At 45.8% G+C, this 24,240-nt stretch carries 26 protein-coding genes and 1 tRNA gene; 15 read left to right on the top strand and 12 right to left on the bottom strand.

Annotation, left to right across the window (positions count from 1 at the left end; genetic code table 11):
* Positions 1-177: 177 nt before the first annotated feature.
* From EOO49_RS01460 to EOO49_RS01450, 3 genes are all read right to left on the bottom strand, one after another.
* A complete protein-coding gene (locus EOO49_RS01460; protein WP_290842108.1) occupies positions 178-633 on the bottom strand; it encodes a KTSC domain-containing protein in 456 nt (151 codons plus the stop codon).
* 216 nt (positions 634-849) lie between these two features.
* A tRNA-Met gene (locus tag EOO49_RS01455) sits at positions 850-922 on the bottom strand.
* Between the two features lie 101 nt (positions 923-1,023).
* Positions 1,024-1,209, bottom strand: coding sequence for a hypothetical protein (locus EOO49_RS01450; RefSeq protein WP_290842107.1), 186 nt, complete (start codon positions 1,207-1,209; stop codon positions 1,024-1,026).
* 175 nt (positions 1,210-1,384) lie between these two features.
* Between EOO49_RS01450 and EOO49_RS01445 the strand changes: the two genes are divergently transcribed.
* The 4 genes from EOO49_RS01445 (at position 1,385) to EOO49_RS01430 (ending at position 3,246) form a co-directional block, all read left to right on the top strand.
* Entirely contained in the window at positions 1,385-1,540 is a 156-nt protein-coding gene (locus tag EOO49_RS01445) for a hypothetical protein (protein ID WP_290842106.1), read from the top strand.
* A 24-nt stretch (positions 1,541-1,564) separates the two neighbouring features.
* Positions 1,565-1,699: a hypothetical protein gene (locus tag EOO49_RS01440; RefSeq protein WP_290842105.1), complete on the top strand. Its 135-nt coding sequence runs from the start codon at positions 1,565-1,567 to the stop codon at positions 1,697-1,699.
* Between the two features lie 140 nt (positions 1,700-1,839).
* Entirely contained in the window at positions 1,840-2,373 is a 534-nt protein-coding gene (locus EOO49_RS01435) for a DUF892 family protein (RefSeq protein ID WP_290842104.1), read from the top strand.
* Positions 2,374-2,376: 3 nt separating this feature from the next.
* Entirely contained in the window at positions 2,377-3,246 is an 870-nt protein-coding gene (locus EOO49_RS01430; RefSeq protein WP_290842103.1) for a mechanosensitive ion channel domain-containing protein, read from the top strand.
* Between the two features lie 126 nt (positions 3,247-3,372).
* On the opposite strand, the gene EOO49_RS01425 is transcribed toward EOO49_RS01430, so the two are convergent.
* From EOO49_RS01425 to EOO49_RS01415, 3 genes are all read right to left on the bottom strand, one after another.
* A complete protein-coding gene (locus EOO49_RS01425; RefSeq protein ID WP_290842102.1) occupies positions 3,373-3,789 on the bottom strand; it encodes a hypothetical protein in 417 nt (138 codons plus the stop codon).
* 2 nt (positions 3,790-3,791) lie between these two features.
* Entirely contained in the window at positions 3,792-3,995 is a 204-nt protein-coding gene (locus EOO49_RS01420; RefSeq protein WP_290842101.1) for a hypothetical protein, read from the bottom strand.
* Between the two features lie 74 nt (positions 3,996-4,069).
* Entirely contained in the window at positions 4,070-4,438 is a 369-nt protein-coding gene (locus EOO49_RS01415; RefSeq protein ID WP_290842100.1) for an STAS/SEC14 domain-containing protein, read from the bottom strand.
* Positions 4,439-4,558: 120 nt separating this feature from the next.
* On the opposite strand from EOO49_RS01415, the gene EOO49_RS01410 reads away from it, so the two are divergent.
* Positions 4,559-5,416, top strand: coding sequence for a hypothetical protein (locus EOO49_RS01410; RefSeq protein ID WP_290842099.1), 858 nt, complete (start codon positions 4,559-4,561; stop codon positions 5,414-5,416).
* Here EOO49_RS01410 and EOO49_RS01405 read toward each other — a convergent pair.
* Positions 5,399-9,088, bottom strand: a complete 3,690-nt coding sequence (locus tag EOO49_RS01405) for a metallophosphoesterase (protein WP_290842098.1) — start codon at positions 9,086-9,088, stop codon at positions 5,399-5,401. The genes EOO49_RS01410 and EOO49_RS01405 overlap by 18 nt on opposite strands.
* Before the next feature lie 64 nt (positions 9,089-9,152).
* Here EOO49_RS01405 and EOO49_RS01400 point away from each other — a divergent pair, with 64 nt between their 5' ends.
* Entirely contained in the window at positions 9,153-10,331 is a 1,179-nt protein-coding gene (locus tag EOO49_RS01400; protein WP_290842097.1) for a Pycsar system effector family protein, read from the top strand.
* On the opposite strand, the gene EOO49_RS01395 is transcribed toward EOO49_RS01400, so the two are convergent.
* Positions 10,328-12,697: a GAF domain-containing protein gene (locus tag EOO49_RS01395; RefSeq protein ID WP_290842096.1), complete on the bottom strand. Its 2,370-nt coding sequence runs from the start codon at positions 12,695-12,697 to the stop codon at positions 10,328-10,330. The two genes, EOO49_RS01400 and EOO49_RS01395, sit on opposite strands and share 4 nt — an antisense overlap.
* Before the next feature lie 100 nt (positions 12,698-12,797).
* Between EOO49_RS01395 and EOO49_RS01390 the strand changes: the two genes are divergently transcribed.
* From EOO49_RS01390 to EOO49_RS01370, 5 genes are all read left to right on the top strand, one after another.
* Positions 12,798-13,379, top strand: a complete 582-nt coding sequence (locus tag EOO49_RS01390) for a Crp/Fnr family transcriptional regulator (protein WP_290842095.1) — start codon at positions 12,798-12,800, stop codon at positions 13,377-13,379.
* A gap of 3 nt (positions 13,380-13,382) precedes the next feature.
* Positions 13,383-13,658, top strand: coding sequence for a hypothetical protein (locus tag EOO49_RS01385; protein ID WP_290842094.1), 276 nt, complete (start codon positions 13,383-13,385; stop codon positions 13,656-13,658).
* 184 nt (positions 13,659-13,842) lie between these two features.
* On the top strand, positions 13,843-14,721 hold the full coding sequence (locus EOO49_RS01380) for a pirin family protein (RefSeq protein WP_290842093.1): 879 nt from the start codon (positions 13,843-13,845) through the stop codon (positions 14,719-14,721).
* A 67-nt stretch (positions 14,722-14,788) separates the two neighbouring features.
* Positions 14,789-15,319: a YceI family protein gene (locus EOO49_RS01375; protein ID WP_290842092.1), complete on the top strand. Its 531-nt coding sequence runs from the start codon at positions 14,789-14,791 to the stop codon at positions 15,317-15,319.
* Between the two features lie 122 nt (positions 15,320-15,441).
* The gene (locus tag EOO49_RS01370; RefSeq protein ID WP_290842091.1) at positions 15,442-15,735 is read left to right on the top strand and encodes a hypothetical protein; all 294 of its coding nucleotides are present in this window, start codon (positions 15,442-15,444) and stop codon (positions 15,733-15,735) included.
* 57 nt (positions 15,736-15,792) lie between these two features.
* Here EOO49_RS01370 and EOO49_RS01365 read toward each other — a convergent pair whose 3' ends face one another.
* Positions 15,793-16,653, bottom strand: coding sequence for a leucine-rich repeat domain-containing protein (locus EOO49_RS01365; protein WP_290842090.1), 861 nt, complete (start codon positions 16,651-16,653; stop codon positions 15,793-15,795).
* Positions 16,654-16,856: 203 nt separating this feature from the next.
* Between EOO49_RS01365 and EOO49_RS01360 the strand changes: the two genes are divergently transcribed.
* Positions 16,857-17,342 (top strand): DUF1761 domain-containing protein, encoded by a 486-nt coding sequence (locus EOO49_RS01360; RefSeq protein ID WP_290842089.1) that lies wholly within the window; start codon positions 16,857-16,859, stop codon positions 17,340-17,342.
* A 119-nt stretch (positions 17,343-17,461) separates the two neighbouring features.
* On the top strand, positions 17,462-18,613 hold the full coding sequence (locus EOO49_RS01355; protein WP_290842088.1) for a GNAT family N-acetyltransferase: 1,152 nt from the start codon (positions 17,462-17,464) through the stop codon (positions 18,611-18,613).
* Here EOO49_RS01355 and EOO49_RS01350 read toward each other — a convergent pair.
* Positions 18,603-19,475: a diacylglycerol kinase family protein gene (locus EOO49_RS01350; protein WP_290842087.1), complete on the bottom strand. Its 873-nt coding sequence runs from the start codon at positions 19,473-19,475 to the stop codon at positions 18,603-18,605. The genes EOO49_RS01355 and EOO49_RS01350 overlap by 11 nt on opposite strands.
* 70 nt (positions 19,476-19,545) lie before the next feature.
* Here EOO49_RS01350 and EOO49_RS01345 point away from each other — a divergent pair, with 70 nt between their 5' ends.
* Complete coding sequence (locus EOO49_RS01345) at positions 19,546-20,514, top strand: App1 family protein (protein ID WP_290842086.1); 969 nt, start codon at positions 19,546-19,548, stop codon at positions 20,512-20,514.
* Between the two features lie 213 nt (positions 20,515-20,727).
* Here the strand turns inward: EOO49_RS01345 and EOO49_RS01340 are convergent, their stop codons facing one another.
* On the bottom strand, positions 20,728-22,629 hold the full coding sequence (locus EOO49_RS01340; RefSeq protein ID WP_290842085.1) for an ATP-binding cassette domain-containing protein: 1,902 nt from the start codon (positions 22,627-22,629) through the stop codon (positions 20,728-20,730).
* An 83-nt stretch (positions 22,630-22,712) separates the two neighbouring features.
* On the opposite strand from EOO49_RS01340, the gene EOO49_RS01335 reads away from it, so the two are divergent.
* Complete coding sequence (locus EOO49_RS01335) at positions 22,713-23,108, top strand: DUF983 domain-containing protein (RefSeq protein WP_290842084.1); 396 nt, start codon at positions 22,713-22,715, stop codon at positions 23,106-23,108.
* On the opposite strand, the gene EOO49_RS01330 is transcribed toward EOO49_RS01335, so the two are convergent.
* Complete coding sequence (locus EOO49_RS01330) at positions 23,083-24,126, bottom strand: FAD-dependent oxidoreductase (protein WP_290842083.1); 1,044 nt, start codon at positions 24,124-24,126, stop codon at positions 23,083-23,085. The genes EOO49_RS01335 and EOO49_RS01330 overlap by 26 nt on opposite strands.
* Between the last annotated feature and the right edge of the window lie 114 nt (positions 24,127-24,240).

Here is a 24,240-nt window from a genome sequence, read left to right as displayed (position 1 = left end):
TGATCGCATTCATTCGTGCATTCGTGGCCAAAAAATAATAAGGCCACGAATGCACGAATAATTACTGAAAAAGTACTTCTCCGCTAGACGGTTTCAGTCTTCCGTGATGACCGAAAGCTATAATTTATAAGATCTTAAGAACAAATTCCGACTTCAAAATCGATGTCGGTTTTTGTATCAATCTTCCGCCGAAACGATTTTGCTCGCGCTTCTGTAAAGGAAATTGCCGTAAATGTGACGTCTGGCAAAACGCGCCGGTGATTCGGCGTTGATCATCTTGACGTAGGTGTTTTTCGGGATTCCGAAGTATTCGTAGCTGCTGCCATCGGCGAAATTAACATAAAGCGTCTGTTTCTCGAGATAAAACTCCAGAATTGCTGACGTTGCCGTGGTTTGGAGATATTCGGCTTTCGTTTTTTCAAGCGTTTCCGGCGCAACACTTACAAGAAAATGGTAGGCCTCGATTACGGCGGTACTTTTTTCTTCGGCCAAAAGGCGCTCGTTCTCATCGGTGATCAAATCAGGATGAATGTCTTTCATCGCATTGCGATAGACTTTTTTGAGATCTTTGAGCGTAGCTTCTTTCGTGACTTCAAGCAGTGCGCGGTACTCGGCAATTTTCTTCGTGTTCATGAGGCGGGAAATTCCGTTTTTGGAATTCGAGCGGCAAAAGTAAGCTTAATTTACAAGTGAAAAACCTGTTAAGAAAAAGAAATGCAATTATTTAACCTGAAGAAGCGGCTGAAATTTGGATATCCGTGCTAGGAACAACGCAATGAAACTTACGCACAAACAAAAACGGGACTATCCCAAAAACAAAAAACCCCAGTAAACACTGAGGTTTCTTAGTAGCGGGAACAGGACTCGAACCTGTGACCTTCGGGTTATGAGCCCGACGAGCTGCCTACTGCTCTATCCCGCGCTGTTTCGAGTGCAAATATACAACCATTATCGGTTGACGCAAGTAAAATTTGCCAAAAATTTAATTTTGGTCGCATATTCCTGCGATAGCACGTATTACTCCTACCACAAATAGCGGTTCATATTGTCTGTATCTTCGTAGAAATCAGGATATCCAAAGGCTTCTTCCTGCTCGTTTTCAAATTCTGATTTGTAGTTCATCGTCGAGGGCAAAGTCACGAAAAAACTTTCTGACTCTGATTGCGTCCTGTTTTGACGCTTGGCTTTTTTTGTTGCTTCGGTCTTCATGGCATCACATTTTAGCTTTCTACAAAGTTGGCAATTACAAAGCATTGAAAATTATACAATTGGCACTTCAAGTTACACAATTCGACTTGTGATTAAAATGCAATTTTCAGGCTAAACCGTATAAAACGAATTCGTGTCGGATGATACAACTTTGCAAAACACTCAAATTAGAATCATGAAAACGACTACTTATCCAAAAAGCAAAATTGATAGAAACGCGTTCGAAGATCTGCAATACGACGAATTCGACAATATGAAATGGAATCCGGGCATGATCGCAAGGGCCATTCCGAAATCGGAAAACAGAATAAAGAAAATGCGCTCCAGATAATTTCGATCGGAAAAAATCAATGCTATGAAAACACCACACAAAATCCAGGAATTATTTCATCACCAAAGCGAATTCGCAAGAGATACGATTGCTCGAAACGTTGGCCAATTCTACGTTCGCGTCTACGATTGCATGTTGGTTTTGAGAATGTTCATCTGAAATCTGTTACACGACGGGCAAAAGCGCCGATTTTATCCGAATTTGAAGTTTCTAATCCTGTAAATTTCAAAGGATTTGATGTAAGGCAATTTCCGACGAAATTCGGCAAATTTGGAGCGAATCGAAAATGTAGAGGAAACATGTCAACAACAAACAACACTTCCCTGAACCAAAACTTCTTTCAAATTCCGGTTTCACTTCCCGAAATCGCTGATCGTTTCGACGAAGAACTGCAAAAGCGCTATTGGGCTGAAAATGCCTTGGCGGAATTGCTTCCGAACCTCGAAAAAGCATCGACATCCTACGAACTTGTCTTGGCGATCCAATCGCACCTCAAAGTAACACAAAACCAAATCGACAGACTGCTGCACGTTTTCAACTTGCTCGAAGAACGAGCGCTTCCTACGAAATACGAACTCATGGAAGCTTTGATCGACGCGGCACATGCTTCGACGTTGCTCAAAATCGGGATGGAACGGGACGAGGCGATTGCAGTTGCTTGCAAACGGATCATGCAACACGAGATTTCGGTTTACGAAAAAATGCTCGGTTACGCGAAAATGCTCAAACAAGATGTTACTGCCGAATATATCCGCAAATCGATCCAGGAAGAAAAAGAATCCCAATTTGTTTTCGACAAACTCAAAATCAAGGCGATTTATTCCGATTCGTAATTTATGGAAGAGTTTTTCAACGACGTAACTACGCATCTCACCAAGTACTACAACGGTTTGGTCGACGTCACGCCAAAAATAGGATTGGCGATCGTCGCATTTCTCATCTCTTGGTTCATCGCTTCAAAAGTGCAGGTTTTTGCCGGAAAAAGATTGCGCGCCAGAATGCACGATCCTTTATTGGCGAATTTTATCTCGCGTCTGATCAAGGCCGTTTTTATCATAATCGGAGTCTTGATCGTGCTGAGAATCGTAGGACTGCGTGACATTTTTGCGTCTTTGCTCGCCGGAGCGGGAATTTCGGCTTTCGTCATAGGATTCGCGCTCAAGGACATTGGCGAAAACTTCCTCGCCGGAATCCTTTTGGCTTTCAAGCGTCCGTTCGCTATTGGTGAAGTCATCGAAAGCAATGGCACGAAAGGCAAAGTCGTGGCGCTGAACTTGCGCGATACACAAATCCGCACGGGCGGAAAAGACATTTACATTCCAAATGCACTACTGGTAAAAAGCGTTCTCATCAATTATACAAACGACGCCTATCTCGCACAAGACGTGGTTTTCAATGTGGAATTCACTTCAAACTACGAGCGCGCCATCGAGATCATCCGAGAAAAAGTCAAAGCTACCGAAGGTGTTCTCGACGAATCTGGAAAAGGAATTACGGTCGAGGTCGATGCCATAACGCCATCCGCGGTTGCGATCAAAGCAACTTATTGGGTCAGGACAGACGTCGGGCCTGGCGATAGCGCCATAAAATCGGCAATCATAATAAAAACGCTCAAGGCATTGCTCGACGATGGTTTCCGCGTTCCATCGAACACCGTGACACAAATTCGCGAACAGCAACCTTTGAACAAGACTTCCGAAAAGTAATTTTGACTTATGGATTTGCGAATTCACGGATCGATTCGACTTTACCGCCGAATTTCAACATCAACTCCAATAAAAAAGCCGCAACGTTCGACATTGCGGCTTTTTTCGTGAAATAGAAGTTGGCTTTTACAAACCATCATTGTGTTCATTCGAATCAATATCGTCCTCGGAAGAAATCGACTGCGACTGATCTTCATCCAGATCGATGTTGTCGCGAAGAATGTATTCGTCCTGGCTGAACGCTTCGGCATTGCGGCTATTGCGATTATTGTTATCGTATTCGTCCGACAATTGGCCGTGTTGACGATATTCGATGTTGTCAGGATTCGTCGACGCCGGATCAGCTTCGGGAGTGAATTGCACGCCCGGCTGTTCCATTTTCAAGTATTTATCGGGTGAAGTATACTTGAAATCGTCGCCGTCGCCGTTGTCCAAATCGGATGCCTCGATAGGCTCGTCCTTCTGTTCTTTGAGATTTCTCGCTTCGAGATTGTCGCTTTCGAGATTGTTCAGGTCGTTGTTGTAATCTTTATTTGGTGTCATAATCAGAAGAGTAATAAAGTGTTGATATTGTTGTTTTTGAGACACATTCTGTTGGTATTCATCAGATTGCGCAGATACAGTTTTCGTTTCAGGAGTACTTTTTCCTGTTCATTTTCGAATTCGCCTCCCGATATTTTGGGAGAAGCGTCGGCGAGGCTGTTAAGTAGTTTTTCAGATTTCATGGCGAGGGCTTTTTCATGTGACATTTACCAACTTTAAGGTAGCCCAAAAATCCACGCTAGACCTTACAGCATTGCCATACTTAGTTGCCCAAAAGCCATCAGATCGTCTTTTCCGAAACCCAATCTACGGCGTTGTCGAATTCGTCTTTCGAAAATCCGCGGAATTCGCCCGGCATCAATTTACTGAAAGCGTCGGTGAACGTGCGAATTTGTTCGGAATCTGTTACGATTGCCGCCCGATTCCATTTCGTAATATTCTTCACTCCCAAAAGCGCATCCTGAAGCCACGCGCCGGCGGTGAAGTCGGCCGGAGAATTATCGAGTTCGAGCAAATAGTTCAGTTTGCCCGTTCTTTCAACCAGTTCTTCGACTTTAGGAAAAACAGTGTCGAAGTCGTCTTTTGTCACTTCGCCCGAAGATCGAAAAGCCACCATATTATCCGGAACATTGTTGATTTGTTGTATCATAGTTGGTCGTTTTAGCAATTACCTAAATGTACCTATTCGATTTTCGCGCGCCTGTTAGCGATATACTAATACTTTGTGAAATCGCCTCCGGGCTTTTTAAGGTTTGTTTATTTTTATGACATGAAGAAACTCTCGTTTGCACTGTTTATTTTTTGCGCCGGATGCGCCCAGGATTCGAAACTGGAAACTTTGTCCCAATTGCCGTCAGATCTGGCAGAAAATTCCGCGTGTGAAGTCATCGACGGAAAAATCTGGACGACAGAAGATCACGGCAACAAAGCCATCATCTACCAAATTGGACGCGACGGAAAGAAACTGCACGAGACGTTCATTTCCCAAGTCAAGAACATCGATTGGGAAGAATTGACATCCGACGCGAGCGGAAATCTCTACATAGGCGATTTCGGAAACAACGACAACGAGCGCAAGGATTTGGCGATTTACAAGATTGATGCGGCAAATCTCGGTCAAGCCGAAACGGGAGTTTCCCAAAAAACCACTTTCCATTATCCGGAACAAACTGAATTTCCGCCAAAAAAAAGCCAGCGATTCTATGACTGCGAAGCGTTTTTCGAGAAAGACGGATTTTTCTATCTGTTCACCAAAAACAGAAGTTCGAACTTCGACGGAACGACGTTTTTGTACAAAGTGCCAAACAAACCCGGAAATTTCGCAGCCCAGAAGTTGGGCGAATTCCAGACTTGCGGAAAATTCAACCGATGCGCCGTAACGTCCGCAGACATAAGTCCGGACGGAAAAAAGGTCGCATTGTTAACAGGAGAAAACGTTTTTGTTTTCACCGATTTCAAGTCGGATAATTTCCTCGACGGAAAATCGAAAACCATAGAATTGCACCACTTTTCCCAAAAAGAAGGTTTGGGGTTCGCCACAGACGACGAAATCCTGATCACTGACGAAAAGACCAAGAAAATCGGAGGAAATATCTATTTGCTCAAGTTGTCAGAAACCAAACCCTAAACCGGCGAAAATACGTCCGCCGTCGCTCGAGTAGAAATACGAGACGCGCGCTGTCACAAGGTTTACGCCATTGATCCAGAATCCGCCGCCGTAAGTGTTGTGCCATTTGTCTGACGAATCGTTTTCGAGCCAGACGCGCCCGTAGTCGAATCCGCCCAAAATCCCGTAACTCATAGGAATCACGGCTGTTTTGAAACGCCCGATGTTCCAACGCAGATCTGTGCTTTGGTAAAACGCGCGCTGCCCTGAAAAACGCTGGTTTCGGAAACCTCTGATATCGCTGTCGCCGCCAACGGTTACGGCCTGGAAAAACTCATACTCATCGTTGAATAAAAACTTGGCTTTGGCCGAAGTCGCAAACACGAACCTGCCGCTTGGCGTGATTTTGTATGTGATCCCGATCCCGGTTTCGGCATAAGGCAAATTGCGGTCGGAATCGTCGAGATTGGCTTTGTATCCGCCTAAAACAGAAAACGAGAAACCCAGTGTCGGGATTGAATTGTTGTCGTAATTGTCGAATCTGTATTCGCCGTTGAAATCGACAAAATTCTTGTGTTCGAAAACATCTTGGTTCACGACTCCGGGTTGCGAGATGAAACGGCCGAAAGTATCGTCTACCGAAACCTGCTCGAAACTGCCCTGGATTTTTGCCGACGCACCTTGAACGCCTTTCCATTGCAAGCTCGGAGCCGCTTTCAAACTTCTTATTTTTACGCGATTGTAGTCCATTCCCAAATCATCGTCATCGTCGAAATTTGGTGTATCATTTCCGAATCCGAAGAAATTCTGGCTAAAATTCGGGCTCGTGAATCTACCTTCGAGCACCAGACTCCAATTGCCGATCGTCTTTGGGAAAACGCTTTTGTAATTAAGCTCGAAACCGCTCGTGGCAAAATAGTAATTCGCGCCAAAGCTGTGCTTTTGCGTAAACGGATCGCGGTCGAAACCGAAAACCGTATAATTCACGACCGCTCCTATTTTCACGCCGTCATCGGGGTTGAAACCCAACATCGGAAATCCTGCCAATACATTGTAGACCGGCTTCCGGTAATCGTAACTATTCAATTCGTAATCGTCGGAAATCGTTTTACACGCTGTTTTAGCCTGCGAGAGATCGTCGTTTTGCGACTTGAAATCGTAGATGTGAACCTTATTCCCGTGTTCAACCGAGTAGTTGTCGTTGTCGTTTCCGCCCAAAAGACGCAATTTGATTCTGCCTTTGCCTTTCACTTCAATGATGTCTTCGTCTCCGAGCGCGTAAACCCAGATTTCCTTCGTGTTCGGACAAGAATACGTTTTCTCGAAAGTCTTGTCGATTTCGCCTTCCTTTTTGAGTCGGAAAACCTCGACTTTGGTTTGCTTGCCGGAACGCGTGATCACGAATTTGTCTTTTTTCTCTGTTCCGACAATCAAAACTTTTCTCAACAAAACCTTATAGTATTCGCAAACGAATTCTTCCAGATGCGCGCGTCTTTGCTTGAGTTGCGACTTGATTTTCTCTATGGTTTCATCCTGGACCTCTTTCGGGATTGTCTTGAAGGCCGCGTCGATTTCGGCATCGGTCAAATGCTCGGCTACAAATTTCGCCTGTTCGACCCAATCGCTTTCGTCGGCCTTCGGAACAAAAGCCAGATCAAGCGGATAACCTGTCCTGTTTGTCCATTTTGGCGATCGGAAATCCTCGTCGAATTTTTTCATGTGGCGCAGCGCCGGAATGTTCATCAGGATCGACAACAAAGCGCCGTCCGGTTTTGAAAATGCTTGGTCGCGATCGCGCGGAATCGGTTTGTACACGGTTTTCTTTCCTTCCTTGTATTCGCCGAAACGCCATTGGTCCTGATGTCTGTCCCAATCGCCTATCAGCATGTCGAAAACCCTTGCGCGAATCCAGGATTTTTTGTCGACTTTGTAATCTTCGTCCGAATGGATTTTCTCGAGCACTTTATCTGTACTCACAAAATCGTCGGGCTTTCCGAAAGATTCAAGTTTGGTGAATTTCTCCATCGGACGTTCTTCGACCAAATACAATTCATCGCCGTAATCGTGGTTGTAAAGTCCTAACGCTTTTTGCTTCGGAATGTAAAACAACTCCGGATTCGAATGCGGAATTCCTATACTTTCGGACAATTCAGAAACCGCATAAGCCGAATACGGATGCGAAGTCGTGTAAAAATCCAAAAGGAATTTTTCGGTATAAGTGTTCTTGAAATCCTGCTCGATCGCCTGATCCAAAAACGCCGAAGTCTGCAGGAATCGCGTCGCACTTTTCTTTACAGCGCGCATCACATATTCTTTTCCATCCTTATCGCCCAAACGCAGCGACATCGATTGGTGGCCGCCGCCGGCTTGCAACGGTTTGAGTCCGCCGTACAGCGTGTCGAGCGAAACTTGTCTTGCGCGAACCGTTGTGCTGTAATAGCTGCGGAAGTGTTCGCCCCAGAAAAAACGGTAAATCCCGCTCCTTTTGGTCATTTTTTTGGTGTAGACCGATGTGTCTTTCGTAGCCGCGAAAGCATTCGGATACTCTTTCAACTCCGGCATTTGTCGAGGCGGAAGCGCTTGTGTTTCGAAGATTATCTTGTTTTCCTTATCGGATTTTGGGGCGAAATAAGTGACATTGGTCGCTCCGTCTTTTTTGACCCTGACTTGGGCAAAACCGTTTTCCCCAAACGAAAAATCCTGTTTCCCGACAATTCTCGCGGCTTCGGTTTTCGATCCCGAACCCGAAATGATCTGCTTGATCCCGTCGCGTTCGATATATTCGAGATTGTGATCGTGACCCGAAACGACGAGCACGTTTTCCTTGTTTTGGATCAACGTCTTGACGCGCTTGATGAATCCGTTGTACTTGGCATTCTGCAAATCCTGCGGACTCAAACCCGATGATTTTCTCAAGATGTTTACGAACGTTCCCACGATCGGCAACGGAATTCTATCATTTATAGGAAAAATGTGCTTGTGAAAGGAAAATTCGCCTCCGTGCGCGCCATTGCTCGCTAAAGGATGATGCATCACGAGGAATATCGTCTTGTTTTGATAGTCGTTAATCTTGTCGCCGAGTTCTTTGTAGAACATTTCGCGGGTTTTGATGTCGCAGTCGTTGTTGATCGTCGGCATAGTATCCCAATCTTCGAGAAACCATTGCGAATCCACGAAAATCACCGCAACCGACTCTCCTACTTCGATAGCGTCCAAAGCGCAGCCTTTTTTGGGCCGTGACGCGTTCTTTTTCCCGAGCAATTCGTTCACCAATTTGGCTTGGTCGCGAACGCCGTCGAGTCCGCTATAGTAGTCGTGATTTCCAGGAATGACGTAGGTTTTGCCTTTGAAATCTTTGGCGATCGAAAGCTGTTTTTCCATTCGCGAACGCGCGTCTTCGTAGTTTGGTGCGTCTTTTTTGGGAAGTCCGTGCGGATAGATGTTGTCTCCGAGGAAAATCAAAGTGCTCGAAGTATCGGCCTTCTTTAGTTTTTCGGACAATAAAGCGAGTACTTCGGGCGTTTCAGTTCCGGTCCAATTGCCGGCGTCGCCTATCAGGAAAAAGTCGTGGTCGATTTGGGATGCGTCCGAAAATTCCTGCTGCGTTTTCCCGGATTCCGACCCGAACTGCGCTTTGTGCGTGGCACAGGATTGTATCAGAAAAAAACTGCCCAAAATGGCAATTACCCTCATATTTCGCCCGATTGACGAGGCAACCCGAAATAATTTCATAATTTGGTAAGGTAAAATGGTGACAATGACGCTTTCGCAGACAGCCGAAAATTTCGTGCGCGACCTCTTCAAAGATAAACTTTCCGATTCATATACTTACCATAATTTTAAGCATACGAAACGAGTGGTCGCGTCTGCCGAAGAACTGGCCGACAAGGAAAATCTATCTCCGGACGAGAAGTCCGCATTGGTGCTCGCGACTTGGTTTCACGATACGGGATACGTAAATGGCCCGATGAAACACGAATACAACAGCGCCATAATCTTCCGGGGATTTGCATCGGAAAACGACATTCCCGACAACATCGCAAATTTGGCCGAAAGACTGATTTTGGTGACTGAAATGTGCGAAAATCCCGAAACTTTGTCGGAAAAAATCATCCGCGATGCCGACTGTTCGCACTTCGGAAGCGAGAAATACGAGAAAATTGCCGCAACTTTGAGAGCCGAATGGGAAAGCCAGGGCCGAACCTACACAGATTCGGAATGGATCAAAGGCAATCTCGAAGTGCTCGAGAAATGGCACCGTTATTACACGACTTCGGCCGTGGAGAACTGGCAGCCGCAAAAGGAAAAGAACATCGCATCCATAAAACAAAAGCTAGAGGAAATGGAGCCTGAAAACGATAAGTCCGGGAAAGACAAATCTGAAAAGAAGAAAAAGAAAAAGGACAAGCCCGATCGCGGCGTCGAGACTTTGTTCCGTGTGACGCTCAACAACCACACGCAATTGAGCCAGATCGCCGACAGCAAAGCCAACATCCTGCTTTCTGTAAACGCGATCATCATTTCGATCGCCCTTTCCACTTTGATCCCGAAACTGGACAGTCCGAGCAACGCTCATTTGGTGATGCCGACTTTTATTATGCTGTTGTTCAGCGTGATCTCGATCATTTTCGCGATTTTGGCCACACGACCGAAAGTCAACACGGCCAAATATCATCCGGACGAAGTGAAACAGCGCAAAATGAACCTGCTTTTCTTTGGGAATTTCTCGAGAATGCCGCTCGATCACTACCAATCGGCGATGAAGGAATTGATGGAAGACCGCACTTATCTGTACGAATCCTTGATCAAAGACCTTTATTTGTTGGGAACGGTTTTGGAACGCAAATACAAACTGCTGAGAATCACCTATAACATTTTCATGTTTGGGATAATCAGTTCAGTGATCGCATTCGTGATCGCATTCAAATCGTATTAACTCTTGATATCGAGCTCTTTTACCAAATCGTCGAACGTGTAGTTTTCACCTTCGGGCGTGACTTGGTACAACACTTCCACTCTTAGCGCTTTCAATCCTGTGACGCCTTGCAGATCTTCGACTTCAAACGATTCGATATTGTTTCCAAGCCTGTTTTTGTATTGGAGCAAAGTGATGAAACGGCGATATTCGTGCTCTTCGTGGCTTTGTGAGAACACGATCGTGATCTTTCCGGCTTCGGTGATGCGTTTCGTCGTGCCTTTTATGTTCGATTTGTCGATGCGTTTCTTGACGACTTCATAGCGCGCGTTGTACGTTCCGTCGACGTCGAAGCGCTTTTCGTCCATTCGGAATCGAATCGATATCGGCGAACTGTAAACCAGAATCAGTGAAGTAACGTCGAGCTCATAAGGCAAACTCGGACGCAACCTGAAATATTCCACTTCGAGATCGCACATCGCCTGAAGTTGCCAAAGTCTCAAATTGTCGAGAAAAATCGGGCTGTAAGTTCGCTTTGGTGCGATCGATGCACCGATGTAAAGATTGTGTTCGACGCCATCAGTCTTGAAACGCTCGTAATAATGTGGAAAAAAATCTTGCGCCTCTTCCTGTTTTTTATCGAGTACCGATGCCATTCTCTTGTTGATAAGCGAAAGCGTGTCGTCGAACTTTTTCCTCGCATCGTAAACCATCCCAAAAGCCGGATCGAGAATCGCCGCGTAATTTTCGAGTTTGCCGACGATCTCTTTTCTCGTGTTGAAGTGTTCGAGCATCGGATGGATTTCGGTCAGAATGTAATTCTGGGCAACGGCTTCAGAATCGGCTTTGAGATCGTCCCCGATATTCACTTTGAGCTTCTCGAGTTCAAAAACGTGCTGTTCCAAAACCGGAAGTTTCTGGCTTTTGGTCAACTCGCTTAAAATGTCAGACAACGCTTCGATCTGTTTGGTCAAATCCTTTTGGATCGCCTGATTTCTTGCAACCGACGAACCTTTGATGTCGATTTGTCCATACATCGGATAAACGTCCTTGAAAATGATCTCGCGGAAAGGTTTGTCGGCGTTTTCAGACAATGTATGCAAATCGGCTTCTTCCTTGAATTTCCAGTAAACGCTGGGATGAATCGCCGTGTATTCTTTTTGGATGATCGCGTCGATGTGGTTCTGCTTTTCGGAATAATACCGATCCATCGTATCAGTGATGAACGGCAAAACGAAGTCAAGTTTGTTGGCGTTGATGCTGTTGAGTTGCCTCGGAATCGGAGAAACCAATTCGAAAACGCCCAAAACGCGCCCGTTTTTCATGATCGGGGCGAAAATCGCGCTTTTCACATCCTGGCGCAACAAGTGTTCGGCGAATTCTCTTTCCTCGGGAAATTGTTCGGCAAAGCGCTCCACGTCTGAAATGGCGAGATATTTTGCCTCGCTGACCAATTCGTCCATCGAGCACGCGCAAAGGTCGTGGTATTCGGTTTCGGACTTTCCGGCGAGCAAAATACTCGGGATGGCCGAACCGAAATTCGCGATCTTGAACCGCTGTTCTTCAGGCAAATATTCGGCAAAACCAAGCCGCAGATCATTGATTCTATATATCGACCGGAAAATATTCTCGAGCAGACTCGCCTTTCCGTCGTCTTTCTTTTTCTCGTTCGAAAGCAGGTTTTCCTTCAACAAAGAAACCGCGCTTTCTACTGTCGAATCGTACAAAGTCATGATTCCGAAACCTCTCAAAATCCAGGTTTCAGGCGGAAATTTCTCTTTCCACATCTCGAAATTGTCGAAGTTGTCGAGCAGGATCGCAATGTCTTCGGGCGAAACGTCGGGCGCCGCATCGGTCTTGACCACTTCCATGAAGTCGGCGTTGTACAAAATCCTGTAATGCTTCACGCTTCCGTCAGAATCCGGAATGTCGTAAAAAACCGGGCGTTGGAAATCGACGTTGTGTCCGTAGTGATATTTGAGAATCATGCAACAACTCATCACATAAAACTGATGTTCGTCGAAATCGCGTATTCCCATGTCGAATTCGGGTCCGGCATTGAGAATGATCTGGGCGAAACGGCGCGTGTGATTGAAAATTATGTGGTGAAACGGAATCGTCACGGCCTTGATTTCATTGTCGGTAAGCGCCGTAGGAAAAAGGTCTGACAACAAATGCCGGATGAGCTGGCTGTTTTTTTCGATTACTCTGGGATCGCTGATTCCCGTTCGCAACTCGGGCACTTTTGCCGCCTCGGCCAATAAGCCTTTGGCGTAGTTCGCCCTGAAATCCACATCGGAACGAGCTATTTCCTCAAGTCCTTCAATGACTTTGTGAAATGAAATCTCAATTTGAAATGGATTGCCAAACTGCTTCTCGAAAATCATCACCATCTGTTTTAGAACTGCAAAATTACGAATTTTTGAAGTCCGCGATTATTGAACTGCTTCAAGATTTCGGTAACTTTAACGCAATCAAATGTCTCAAATGGAAGCAAGCCTGACAAACAATCTTTCGCGCTACGTTACTTTCACCGACGAAGAACTGCGGGTATTGACCTCACTCGTCAAAACGCAATTCGTTCCTAAAAAAACCATGATGTTGCGAGCGGGCGAACACGGGAATTTCGAGGCTTATGTCGTCAAAGGTTGTGTAAGAAAATTCTACATCGACGAAGACGGAAACGAGTTGATCCTGCAATTCGGGATCGAAGACCATTGGGTTGGCGACATTTCGTTCAACGCTTTCGACGATCAGCCAAGCCGCGTGTTCATCGAGACTTTGGAAGATTCCGAATTTTTGATCTTCGACAAGGAATCGAAAGAGGAATTGTTCCGACGCGTCCCGAAGTTCGAGCGCGCCTTCCGGATTCTCGTGCAACGCCATCTCGCCTCGACCCAAAATCGCCTGTTCGACTCGGTTTCTAAGGACGCGACCCAAAAATATCTCGATTTCCTGAAACTTTACCCTACGATTCCGCAGCGCGTCGCCCAACATTACATCGCGTCCTATCTTGGGATTTCCCCGGAATTTTTATCGAAAGTCCGCGCGCGCCTTGCCAAACATTGAGTTATGGACTTGTCGGATTTTATCCTGAACAGAAAAATCGCGAACGTTGGAATCACTTCGAACATTTCCGATTTTCCGAAATGCGACAAAATTCAGGAACAAGAAGGCGACATTCCGGCGTTATTTGGATTTGATTTCGATGGAACTTATTTCGAGATTTCGGTTTTGGCCGATCTTTCCGATAAAACTTCGTTAAACGACTTGGCTGATTTCCTCAAAAGCACCAATTTGGAATTCGATATCGTAGCGTCAAAGTTCGCGGTTGGTTTTTTGGGGTGATTTTTTTGGCGCATTTTAGTTGATTGGTTGGGCGCGAAGTCTGTGACTTCGCGAGATGTGTGGCGGAGTTTGCAACTCCGTGTTCGGCACTTTTAACTCAGGCACTTTTTTACTTTCTTGTCCTAGTTCAATGCACAGCATCGAAATCAGTCGCAATTTTGTCCTGTAAACAAACGACAACACAATGGACAGAAAAGACTTCATAAAGAAAGGCCTAATGGGAACAGGAATGTTCGTCGCTTCGGCCGCAATGGGTGACGTACTCAAAAACGACATAGATGAGATCAAGGAATTGGAACCTGTCGGATTCAATCATTTGCCAAATACCGATTCGAAGATTCTCGAAAACACAGTGCTCCACAAAGCCGAATCCCGAGGACACGCCAGCCACGGTTGGCTCGATTCGCACCACACTTTCAGTTTCGCCAATTACCACAACCCGGAAAGGATGCACTTTGGCGTCTTGAGAGTTTTGAACGACGATCGCGTCGATGCCGGAATGGGCTTCGGACGCCATCCGCACGATAATATGGAAATCATCTCGATTCCGCTTGAAGGCGATCTGGAACACCAGGATTCGATGGGAAACACGGCCGTAATCAAGAAAGGCGATATTCAGGCCATGAGCGCCGGAACCGGAATTTTCCACAGCGAATACAACAAGAACAAAGACCGATTGACGAAATTCCTGCAAATCTGGGTTTATCCGAACAAGAGAAACGTCTCGCCGCGTTACGACCAAATCGCGTTGAATTTGTCCGACAGACACAACAAACTGCAGCAAATCCTGTCGCCAAACGCAGACGATGAAGGCGTTTGGATTCATCAGGATGCGTGGTTTCACCTCGGAACGTTCGACAAGGACACAAAAGTCGAGTACGATCTCAAAAAGAAAGGAAACGGCATCTACGCTTTCGTGATCAAAGGCGATTTCCAAATCGGGAACATCGAAGTGAACGAACGCGACGGCCTCGGAATCTGGGACACGTCAGCGATCGACATTCAGGCGAAATCCCAGGACGCCGAAATCCTGTTGATGGAAGTTCCGATGCAAATCGGTTAAAACCCAAAATAAGCGCTTCTTCGGAAGACAGTCATACATTTTCAAATCATCTAATTTTCAAATTATTATGTCTACAACAAAATGGGTTCTCGACCCGACACACTCAGAAATCACATTCAAGGTAAAGCACATGATGTTCACCAACGTTTCCGGTAAATTCGACACTTTCGAAGCTTCGGCAGAAACGGATGGAGACGACTTTTCTACAGCCAAAATCGAATTCGTTGCCGAAACAGCTTCGGTAAATACAGGAAATGCAGACCGCGACAATCACTTGAGAAGCGCCGACTTTTTCGACGCCGAACAATTCCCGAAAGTCACGTTCAAATCAGGCGGATTCGTAAAAAAATCAGGAGACGATTACACGCTGACGGGCGATCTGACACTGCACGGCGTTACGAAACAAGTCACATTGGACGCGGAATTCGGCGGATTGTTGCAAGATCCTTGGTTAAACACCAAAGCAGCGTTCTCGATCAACACGAAAGTGAACCGCAAAGATTGGGGATTGAACTGGAACGCGGCGCTTGAAACCGGCGGACTTTTGGTGAGCGAAGAAGTCCGTTTCGCGATCGAATTGCAATTCGTAAAACAATAATTGGTTTCTCGATCGCTTTTTCGGTCGGGAAATTTGATCCAAGACCTGGCATTTTTTTGAAAGCTGTCAGGTCTTTTTTTGTTCCGACATCTGTCAAAAAAACAAATCCAAAATCAGAAATCATGACAAAAGTCCTTTACATAGGTCGCCATCCGGAAATCCTCGAAACGGTTTTGAGGCTTATAAATGGCAAAGAAGATTGGTTCGCCCTTGGTGCGGAATCAGACGAAGAAGCGATTTCCCTGTTCCAAAAACACGATTTCGACATCGTCCTTTTGGGCTGCGGGTTGTCCGAGGAATGTGAAAACCAACTCACGTCCACATTCAAGAACCTGAAACCTGAAATTGCGGTCGTGCTGCATTACGGCGGCGGAAGCGGCTTGCTCACAAACGAATTGCTTTCGGCATTGACATAAAAAAACCCGCTGATGCCAACGGGTTTTCCTGCAGAAATATAGATATGAGAAATCCTATTAGTCTTCGTTGGCAATCGCCGTGTTGCCTTTGTCAAGTTTGTTGGCCACTTTAAGCGTCGTTGCGACACCTTGTTCGTTCACCATAGTCATGTGCATCGTGTCAAGAGATGCGAGTTTTTGTGAAACCAATCCGTTGAAACCATTGTAAGAAATGTTCAGCTCGCGCAATTTCTTGAGGTTCTCAAGTTCGAAAGGCACTTGTCCGTTGAATTTGTTCTCGAAAAGGCTAAGGTTTTCCAACGATGCCATTTTCGCCATGTCCGGACTCAATTTTCCAGAAAGTCTGTTGCTGCTCAACAAAAGCGTTTTCAAAGAAGTCATCGCGAACATAGAAGCCGGAATTTCGCCTTCGAGATCGTTGTTGTAAAGCGAAAGTGTCTGAAGTTTTCCCAATTGTCCGATTTCTGTCGGAATGTTCCCACTCAAACGGTTCATATACATTTCCAGGCTCGCCAATTCTTTCAATTGTCCAATAACCGATGGAATATTTCCCTGCAATTTATTGAAAGCCAAGTTCAACGACTGAAGTTTCTGGAGTTGTCCGATTCTCGCCGGAATCGTTCCCGTGATCTGGTTCTTGAAAAGATTGAGTTTCGTCAAACCTGTCAAATTCCCAAGTTCTGACGGAAGTTCGCCAACGAGATTGTTGTTCGACAAATCGATAGACACGACCTGATTGTTTTGGATCAATACACCATACCATTGCGTTTCCGGCTTTTTCAGATCCCATTTTTTCGTCCATTGCGTGCCATTCGTCGCTTTGTACAAACGGATCAGGGCAATTTTTTCTGCTGCCGGAATAGCGGCGAACATCGTAGAAGCGGCTAAGATAAGTGCGAGAGTAAAAATTTTCTTCATGGTGTAATGATTTAGGGAATTCTGATGGTGTAAAACTAGCAGAAACATCGATAACCGACAAATAAAATCGATGAACTACACTACAACTATACAAATTGACATAATTAACTTACAAATTGTCGACTTTTGCGCGAAGATTAATTACAAATTGGCGTGCGGATATTTTTCTACATTTGAACTACAAACCAATCAATTGAACAATAATGGAAAACATGAACTTCGTGCCTTATTTCGTGGCACCTTTCGTATCGCTCGTCGTGGGCATGATCTGGTACAATCCCAAAGTTTTCGGGAACGCGTGGATGCGCGAAGCCAGGATTACCTTCAATCCCGAAGAAAAATTCAACATGGTCAAATCGTTCGGGCTTTGTTTGCTGTATTCGTTTTTTATCTGTTGGATTTTGGGCGCGATCGTGATCCATCAAGCCGGAGCGCTTTCTGCGACATTCGGGATTGAAGGCATCGATCCTTCGGTTTTGAAAAACTACATGGACGCTTACGGCGACACTTACAGAACATTCAAACACGGCGCCTTGCACGGAACAATGGCGGGACTTTTCTTCGCCTTGCCGGTCGTGGGAACAAGCGCGATTTACGAAAAACGCAGTTTCAAATACGTGCTGATCGTAGGCGGATATTGGGTTGTGACCTGCGCAATCATGGGCGGAATCCTGTGCGCCTGGAAATGATGAGAACAACTGAAAATCCCGTCTTCTTGTGGCGGGATTTTTTTTCGCGTTAAAGTTTTACTTAGCCAGATTCGGCTGCGGCGCGCAATTTCTACCTTTGGCCACATTTTCGACAAGTATTGGAACATCGCTACACTTTTGCCATTTACGATTCGGTAAACCGATTGCCTGGCGATTGGGATGATTTGGCGTCCGACAACATTTTCCTGACCAAACGCTATTTCTCGGTGCTCGAAAATTCCGGTCCGTTGAACATGACTTCCAAGTTCATTGGGATTTTCGACGGACAAAATCTCGTCGGAATCGCCTTGTCGCAATTTCTCGATCTGAATATGTTGGAATCTTTTGGCGAACGCGACAAATGCGTCAGGACGACTGTTCGCAATTTCATCTTCAAGCGTTTCAGTTCGCACGTGCTTTTTATCGGAAACAATATGTTGACCGGACAGAACGCGTTTTATTTCAAGCCCGATGTCGATATGGATTCGGCTTTGTCCACTTTGAAAAACGCCGCAAACGAGGTCGCAAGATCGTATGGAAAATCCGGCAAAAAAGTACACGTGATCACTTACAAGGATTTTCTTCCGAACGAAATCGACCAACTCAAAAAATCAGGTTTTTCAGACTTTTTCAGATTTTCAGCTCAACCGAATATGGTTTTGGACATTCGCCCAAACTGGAAAAGTTTTGACGATTACGTGGCCGACATCACCAAAAAATACCGCGACCAATACAAACGCGCGCGAAAAAAATCCGAAGGTCTGGAAAAGCGAAAGATGCATTTGGACGAAATCGGGCGCTACGAAGAAAAGATTTACGATTTGTACCATCACGTCGCGTTGAACGCACCTTTCAACACGTTTTTCCTGGCGAAGAATCACTTCACGAAACTCAAGCAAGAACTCGCCGACGATTTTTTGTTCTACGGCTATTTTCTCGACGGAAAACTCGTCGGATTCAATACTTTGATCAAGAACGGCTGCGTTTTGGACACTTACTTTTTGGGTTACGACGACAGCGTCCAACGCGAGCACATGTTGTATCTGAACATGCTTTATGACATGATCACTTTTGGAATCAACAAAGGTTTCCAAAAAATCATTTTCGCAAGAACGGCTTTGGAAATCAAGAGTTCCGTAGGTGCTGAATCGATCGAGACGTTTGGTTTGATGAAACACCGGAACAAACTGGTCAATCGCAAACTGGACAAGATTTTCGACTATCTCGAACCGAAAGTTGATTGGCAAAAACGCAATCCTTTCAAGGAATAGCGACCTTCATTTGCTTTGGAAGAATGTAAGCGTCAAGCACGGTTTCTTCCCCAAAGTATTCTCCGTCGATCTGGAAATGCACCGGAACTTTGGTCGTGACTTTGGCTTTGTCTGTCGAATAAATCTCGATTTCTCCGGTATCGAGCGGCATATTTCCCGTAATAATTTTTCCGAAAAGCACCAAATCTAGCGTTTTTAGAATCACGACCTCGAATTTCCCGTCGTCCATTTTTCCTATCGGATTTATGGTTACGCCAGTTCCGTATTTCTGTGAATTCGCCAGCACGATCATTCGCGCCTCGGTCGTGATGGTTTTTCCGTCGACTTCGACCGTTGCTTCGAAAGATTCCTGTTCCTGAAGCGTCGCAAGACCTTGGAGCGCGTATCCGATTTTGCCGCGAACGGAACTTTGCTCGTAATTTTTGACCAGATTAGCATTGATTCCGATGTCGCTCAAGTGCAGACTTTTTTCGCCGTTGATGCAAACCATGTCGATTTCCATGTGATTTCCGTGAAAGGCGATCTGCAGGTTTTCGTCAAGTGCTTGCGGCAGATCCAGATCGACCGACAAGCCGTTGGCCGAACCCGCGGGCAAAATCCCGATGATCACATCGCAATGTTCGACGGCCTGACCGACCATTTTGATCGTTCCGTCACCGCCGGCCACTAGAATCCTTTCGGGACAATTGTCTTCGAAAAGCTTGCGGATCGCTTTCTCGTCGTCGTTTCCTGTGGTTTCATAAGTGATGATTTCGATCGATTCGTTTTTGGCAAATGCGGTCACGGCCGACAAAATTTCGGCTTTGTCCAAATCTCCCGAAATCGGGTTTACGACGAAAAGGTATTTCTTGAGCGTTTCCATACCCTAAATTTGCGCGATTTTTCGTAGATTGAAGTAAGCTTTAACAGCGATTTTAAATTTACAGATTTTCATGAAGCCAATATTGAAATTGTACCGAGGATATGCCAACGAAGAAGAACTGATTGTTATGGGCCACGTTTTTCGTCCGACGACTAAGGAAGAATACAATTTCCAGAAACGGCGTTTCCGGAATGCCAAATGGGTAATCCGGATGTTTCGCATCAAAACCCAAAAAAATGCCGACGTTTACCTGCATTGGAACGATCAGAAAATCCACACGAAAACCTTGGACGACGGTTACTTCAAATTTTCGATTCCGCTACAGAAAGAAACCGATTATGGTTGGATGGATTATCGCGTGAGCATCTTGCACGAAGGCGAGGAAATCGTGACCAAGAGCAGTTTTGTTCGGCCGCATGAGGGAAATTTGGGTTTTATTTCGGATATCGACGACACGTTTTTGGTTTCGCATACGAGAAATCCTTTCAAGAAACTCTATATTTTATTGTTCCGAAACGTGAATGACAGGAAGGTTTTTGAAGGCGTCGTGCCACATTACCAAGCCTTGAGCACGGCCGGACGAAACAAGAAGAACGAACAGAACGCGTTTTTCTACGTCTCGAGCAGCGAATGGAACTTGTACCGATTCATTGTCGATTTCACGCAATTGCACGAATTGCCAAGAGCCGTGTTGTTACTGAAGGACATCAAAACCAGCCTCACGGATTTCTTTATCACGGGACGAGGCGACCACAACCACAAATTCGAGAAGATCAAACATATCCTGGAGTTCTATCCGCATTTGCAGTACACGCTTTTGGGAGACGATTCCCAACACGATCCTTATTTGTATGAGGACATTTGCAAGATTTTCCCCGTCACGGTCAAAGCGGTCTACATTCGCCAAACCGGAAGTGAAAAGAAAAAGAAAGCGATCGAAGCCATAAAAGTCATGGAATCGATGGATGTCGCCTGTTGTTATTTTCGGGATAGCGAGGAAGCGATCGACCACTCAAAGCGAATCGGGTTGATTTCTTAGCTCGGGTTACAAACCCGAAAACGCAATCGCAAAGTCACAGACTTCGCTCCCACCCAAAACCTAGCCCGGATAAAAGCGGTTAGCCTTTTGCAGAAACCAACAAAGTTTTGTTCACTTGCCAAAGCGACCGAAGGAAGCTCTTGGCAAGTGTTACAAAACTCGTTGGTTTCAAGAAAGCTAAAAGCGGGTAGCCGGATTCAGCTCCCGATAAAATCAAGACTCGATTTCCTCCTGGATTTTTTCCCACTCGGCCATCAAAGTTTCGAGTTCGGCCTTTTTGCGGTTGTAAGCCACGAAGAAATTCGCGTCCTCGACATGTTTGTCGTAATTCGATTCGAGCGCTTTGTCGTCTTTTCTGATGTCTTCTTCCAACTGTTGGATCTGACTTTCGACTTTTGACAACCTATTTTGCAGCTGTTTGTTCTTTTTCTGGTCGTCCTGTGACAATTTCGGAGCTTCCTTGGCTTCTTTTTTGGCCACATCGCGTTTCTCGACCTCGCGCATGTTCTCGACATTTCGCTGTTCGAGGAAGAAATTGATGTCGCCCAGATATTGCTTGATCTTGTGATCGCGGAATTCGTAGACCACGTTCGAAAGGCCTTGTAGGAAATCCCGGTCGTGGGAAACGAGCAAAAGCGTGCCCTCGTACTTTTGGAGCGCGGCTTTCAACACGTTTTTCGACTTGATGTCGAGGTGGTTCGTCGGTTCGTCCATCAGCAAGACGTTGATTGGCTGAAGCAACAATTTGCAAAGCGCCAGACGGTTTCTCTCGCCTCCGGAAAGCACTTTGACCTTTTTCTCGACATCGTCTCCGCGGAACAGAAACGAGCCCAACATGTCGCGCACTTTCGAGCGGTTCGAGTCTGTCGCGGCATCTGTCATGGTTTCGAGCAGCGTAATTTCACCATCGAGGTATTCGGCTTGGTTTTGGGCGAAATAGCCGAGTTCGACGTTGTGGCCGAGTTTGATCGTGCCGGTGTAATCGATATCTCCGACGATCGCTTTGATGAACGTCGATTTTCCTTGTCCGTTTTGGCCTACAAAAGCCATTTTGGAGCCGCGTTCCACGAGAAGTGAAATGTCGCGGAAGATATTTTTGTCTCCGTAATTTTTTGTGACGTGTTCCGATTCGATCACGACGCGACCCGGTGTTTTGGAAACGGGAAACGAAATGTTCATGACCGACGTATCTTCTTCATCGACCTCGATCCGTTCGACTTTGTCCAGTTTCTTGATAAGCGATTGCGCCATCGATGCTTTGGACGCTTTGGCGCGGAATTTCTCGATCAGCTTTTCGGTTTCCTCGATTTTCTTCTGCTGATTTTTTTGAGTGGCAAGTTGCTTTTCGCGGATTTCCTGACGCAGTTCGAGATATTGCGTGTAAGGTTTCGCAAAATCGTACGCCTTTCCGAGCGAGATCTCGATCGTTCGGTTCGTGACGTTGTCCAGGAACATTTTGTCGTGGGAAACAATTACGACGACACCTGGAAAATTCCTCAGAAAGCCTTCGAGCCAGATGATGGATTCGATGTCGAGGTGGTTCGTCGGTTCATCGAGAAGCAAGATGTCGTTGTTTTGCAAAAGCAATTTCGCTAGTTCGATGCGCATTCGCCATCCGCCCGAAAAAGTGTCCGTTTGGTTGTTGAATTCTTCGCGTTTAAAGCCAAGTCCTAATAGGATTTTTTCGGTGTTTCCGATGTAATCGTATCCGCCGAGCAATTCGTATCTGTGAGTGAAATCGGACAAATCCTCTATCAATTTTGAATAACCTTCGGATTCATAATCGGTTCTAGTGACCAAATCGTGGTTGATTTTCTCGAGTTTCGCCTCGATCGACTTGATTTCCTCGAATGCTTGGTAAGCTTCATCGAGCACGGAACGCCCTTGAACGAAGTCGATGTCCTGGCGCAAAAACCCAATCTGGACTTCTTTCTCGGTTGCGATAACACCGGAATCGGGCAAAAGGTCGCGCGACAGGATTTTGAGCATGGTCGACTTTCCGGCGCCGTTTTTACCGACGAGACCAACGCGGTCGCCGGCTCCGAGTCGGAACGTTACTTCTTCAAATAGATATGAGCCTCCGAAAGAGACCGAAAGATTGTGGATATTGAGCATTATTGGCGATTTTTTACGGACGCGAATCCGTAATTTTGTGGCGGAAATTCACGGATAAACTTCTCGCGCGAAATTTTTTGCAAATGTTAAAAAAAGGTAGCAAACTCTATAGCATTTTAACAGGAACTTGTCCGAAGTGCCACGAAGACAAAATGTTCGTGAATAACAATCCTTACGCGCTGGCCGACAATCTCAAAATGCATAGAAATTGTCGCAAATGCGGATTCGTCTACAAGATCGAAACCTCGTTTTTCTTTGGAGCGATGTATGTGAGTTACGGCTTGGGCGTCTTGCTGGGAATGTTGATCTTCGGGCTGACTTATGCTTTTGGCGGAACGATGTTGCAATCTTTCGGATGGATTTTTGCCATCGAGATTTTGTTGATGCCCGTGATCACGAGATTTTCGCGCAATATTTACATCAATATGTTTGTCGATTACGATCCGGACGCGATTAGCCGTTATAAGGGAAGCGCGTGATATTGACATTCAAGGGGATTTCAGCTCCTGATTCGATAGCGTCGTAAAGCAGTTTGGCCATTGTTGGGCCAAGCATCACGCCTCTTGTTCCAAGTCCGTTCAGGATGTGGAAATTTGGATGGATCGGATGCGTTCCCACCATCGGCTTTCTGTCTTTTACCGTGGGGCGGATGCCTGCTTTTTGGTCGATGACTTCAAAGTCGACGTTTATGATTTCCTTTAGCTTTTCGATCAATTCCTGTTTCGCTGCTTCGGACGGGATCTCTGTTTTGTCGATCCATTCGTATGTCGCCCCGACTTTGAATGTTCCGTCGCCGTTTGGCAATATGAAAACACCACCTTTGATTATCGCGTTCGGTTCAAGATTCGCTTTGATGACAATAATTTCGCCTTTCGTGCCTTCGAGCGGCAAATAGTTGAAATACGGATTTGATTTGATCCCAAAACCTTCGCAGAAAACGACTTGCTTGGCTTCGAAATTCCCATATTTCACAAAATCGTCATGATGTGTCAATTTCGTATAATCGAACGTTTCGCCCGAATAGGAGTCGGAAGCTTTGAGAAACTGTCGGAAATCGGCCAAAAACGCTTGTGTGTCGACGAATCCGGTTTGCTCGACAAGGCCAAAGTCGAAAGGTGAATCGATGCCGCGGAATTTGTCACGGACGATTTTCGTCGACAGAAACGGTGAAAGCCCTTCTTTTTCGGATGCGATAAACCAATTGTTCTGTTCTTCGACCGACGCAAACCGACGCAGGATTGGCATATCGATGTTGTACTTCCTGCCGATGGTCGCTTCGATTTCGGCATAAAATTGCTTGACGGAATCGAGTTGCAATTGTGCATCCTGAAGCTTGCTGAAACGTTTCAGTATAACCGGATTGTAAACTCCGGCAGCGGTTTGGGACGAATGTTGGGAATCGTTGTCGAAAACGAGAATGGACTTTCCGTTTTTTAACGCTGTTTGCGCGAAGGCCAATCCGGCCAATCCGGCACCAACGATGATGTAATCTGTCATGGCGTAAAAGTACCGATTTCGCTTGAGTGGCGGAAGTGTTCAGGGGTAAAGAGTTGGCACTGGCGGTAGCAGTTGCAGTTGCAGTGGCAGTAGCGGTAGCAGAAGCAGAAGCAG

It is taken from the genome of Flavobacterium sp., from assembly GCF_004295795.1.
Classification (GTDB): domain Bacteria; phylum Bacteroidota; class Bacteroidia; order Flavobacteriales; family Flavobacteriaceae; genus Flavobacterium.
The sequence above is the reverse complement of the archived record's forward strand: the minus strand, read 5'-3'. Positions and strand labels throughout refer to the sequence as shown.

Bases quoted from the DNA above. Each gene is read 5' to 3' on its own strand.
- EOO49_RS01450 (WP_290842107.1), bottom strand. From the start codon at position 1,209: ATGAAGACCGAAGCAACAAAAAAAGCCAAGCGTCAAAACAGGACGCAA.
- EOO49_RS01380 (WP_290842093.1), top strand. From the start codon at position 13,843: ATGGACAGAAAAGACTTCATAAAGAAAGGCCTAATGGGAACAGGAATG.
- EOO49_RS01340 (WP_290842085.1), bottom strand. From the start codon at position 22,629: ATGCTCAATATCCACAATCTTTCGGTCTCTTTCGGAGGCTCATATCTA.
- EOO49_RS01365 (WP_290842090.1), bottom strand. From the start codon at position 16,653: ATGAAGAAAATTTTTACTCTCGCACTTATCTTAGCCGCTTCTACGATG.
- EOO49_RS01420 (WP_290842101.1), bottom strand. From the start codon at position 3,995: ATGTCACATGAAAAAGCCCTCGCCATGAAATCTGAAAAACTACTTAAC.
- EOO49_RS01430 (WP_290842103.1), top strand. From the start codon at position 2,377: ATGGAAGAGTTTTTCAACGACGTAACTACGCATCTCACCAAGTACTAC.
- EOO49_RS01330 (WP_290842083.1), bottom strand. From the start codon at position 24,126: ATGACAGATTACATCATCGTTGGTGCCGGATTGGCCGGATTGGCCTTC.
- EOO49_RS01460 (WP_290842108.1), bottom strand. From the start codon at position 633: ATGAACACGAAGAAAATTGCCGAGTACCGCGCACTGCTTGAAGTCACG.
- EOO49_RS01400 (WP_290842097.1), top strand. From the start codon at position 9,153: ATGACGCTTTCGCAGACAGCCGAAAATTTCGTGCGCGACCTCTTCAAA.
- EOO49_RS01350 (WP_290842087.1), bottom strand. From the start codon at position 19,475: ATGGAAACGCTCAAGAAATACCTTTTCGTCGTAAACCCGATTTCGGGA.
- EOO49_RS01425 (WP_290842102.1), bottom strand. From the start codon at position 3,789: ATGACACCAAATAAAGATTACAACAACGACCTGAACAATCTCGAAAGC.
- EOO49_RS01410 (WP_290842099.1), top strand. From the start codon at position 4,559: ATGAAGAAACTCTCGTTTGCACTGTTTATTTTTTGCGCCGGATGCGCC.
- EOO49_RS01360 (WP_290842089.1), top strand. From the start codon at position 16,857: ATGGAAAACATGAACTTCGTGCCTTATTTCGTGGCACCTTTCGTATCG.
- EOO49_RS01440 (WP_290842105.1), top strand. From the start codon at position 1,565: ATGAAAACACCACACAAAATCCAGGAATTATTTCATCACCAAAGCGAA.
- EOO49_RS01370 (WP_290842091.1), top strand. From the start codon at position 15,442: ATGACAAAAGTCCTTTACATAGGTCGCCATCCGGAAATCCTCGAAACG.
- EOO49_RS01395 (WP_290842096.1), bottom strand. From the start codon at position 12,697: ATGATTTTCGAGAAGCAGTTTGGCAATCCATTTCAAATTGAGATTTCA.
- EOO49_RS01385 (WP_290842094.1), top strand. From the start codon at position 13,383: ATGGACTTGTCGGATTTTATCCTGAACAGAAAAATCGCGAACGTTGGA.
- EOO49_RS01390 (WP_290842095.1), top strand. From the start codon at position 12,798: ATGGAAGCAAGCCTGACAAACAATCTTTCGCGCTACGTTACTTTCACC.
- EOO49_RS01415 (WP_290842100.1), bottom strand. From the start codon at position 4,438: ATGATACAACAAATCAACAATGTTCCGGATAATATGGTGGCTTTTCGA.
- EOO49_RS01435 (WP_290842104.1), top strand. From the start codon at position 1,840: ATGTCAACAACAAACAACACTTCCCTGAACCAAAACTTCTTTCAAATT.
- EOO49_RS01335 (WP_290842084.1), top strand. From the start codon at position 22,713: ATGTTAAAAAAAGGTAGCAAACTCTATAGCATTTTAACAGGAACTTGT.
- EOO49_RS01345 (WP_290842086.1), top strand. From the start codon at position 19,546: ATGAAGCCAATATTGAAATTGTACCGAGGATATGCCAACGAAGAAGAA.
- EOO49_RS01445 (WP_290842106.1), top strand. From the start codon at position 1,385: ATGAAAACGACTACTTATCCAAAAAGCAAAATTGATAGAAACGCGTTC.
- EOO49_RS01375 (WP_290842092.1), top strand. From the start codon at position 14,789: ATGTCTACAACAAAATGGGTTCTCGACCCGACACACTCAGAAATCACA.
- EOO49_RS01405 (WP_290842098.1), bottom strand. From the start codon at position 9,088: ATGAGGGTAATTGCCATTTTGGGCAGTTTTTTTCTGATACAATCCTGT.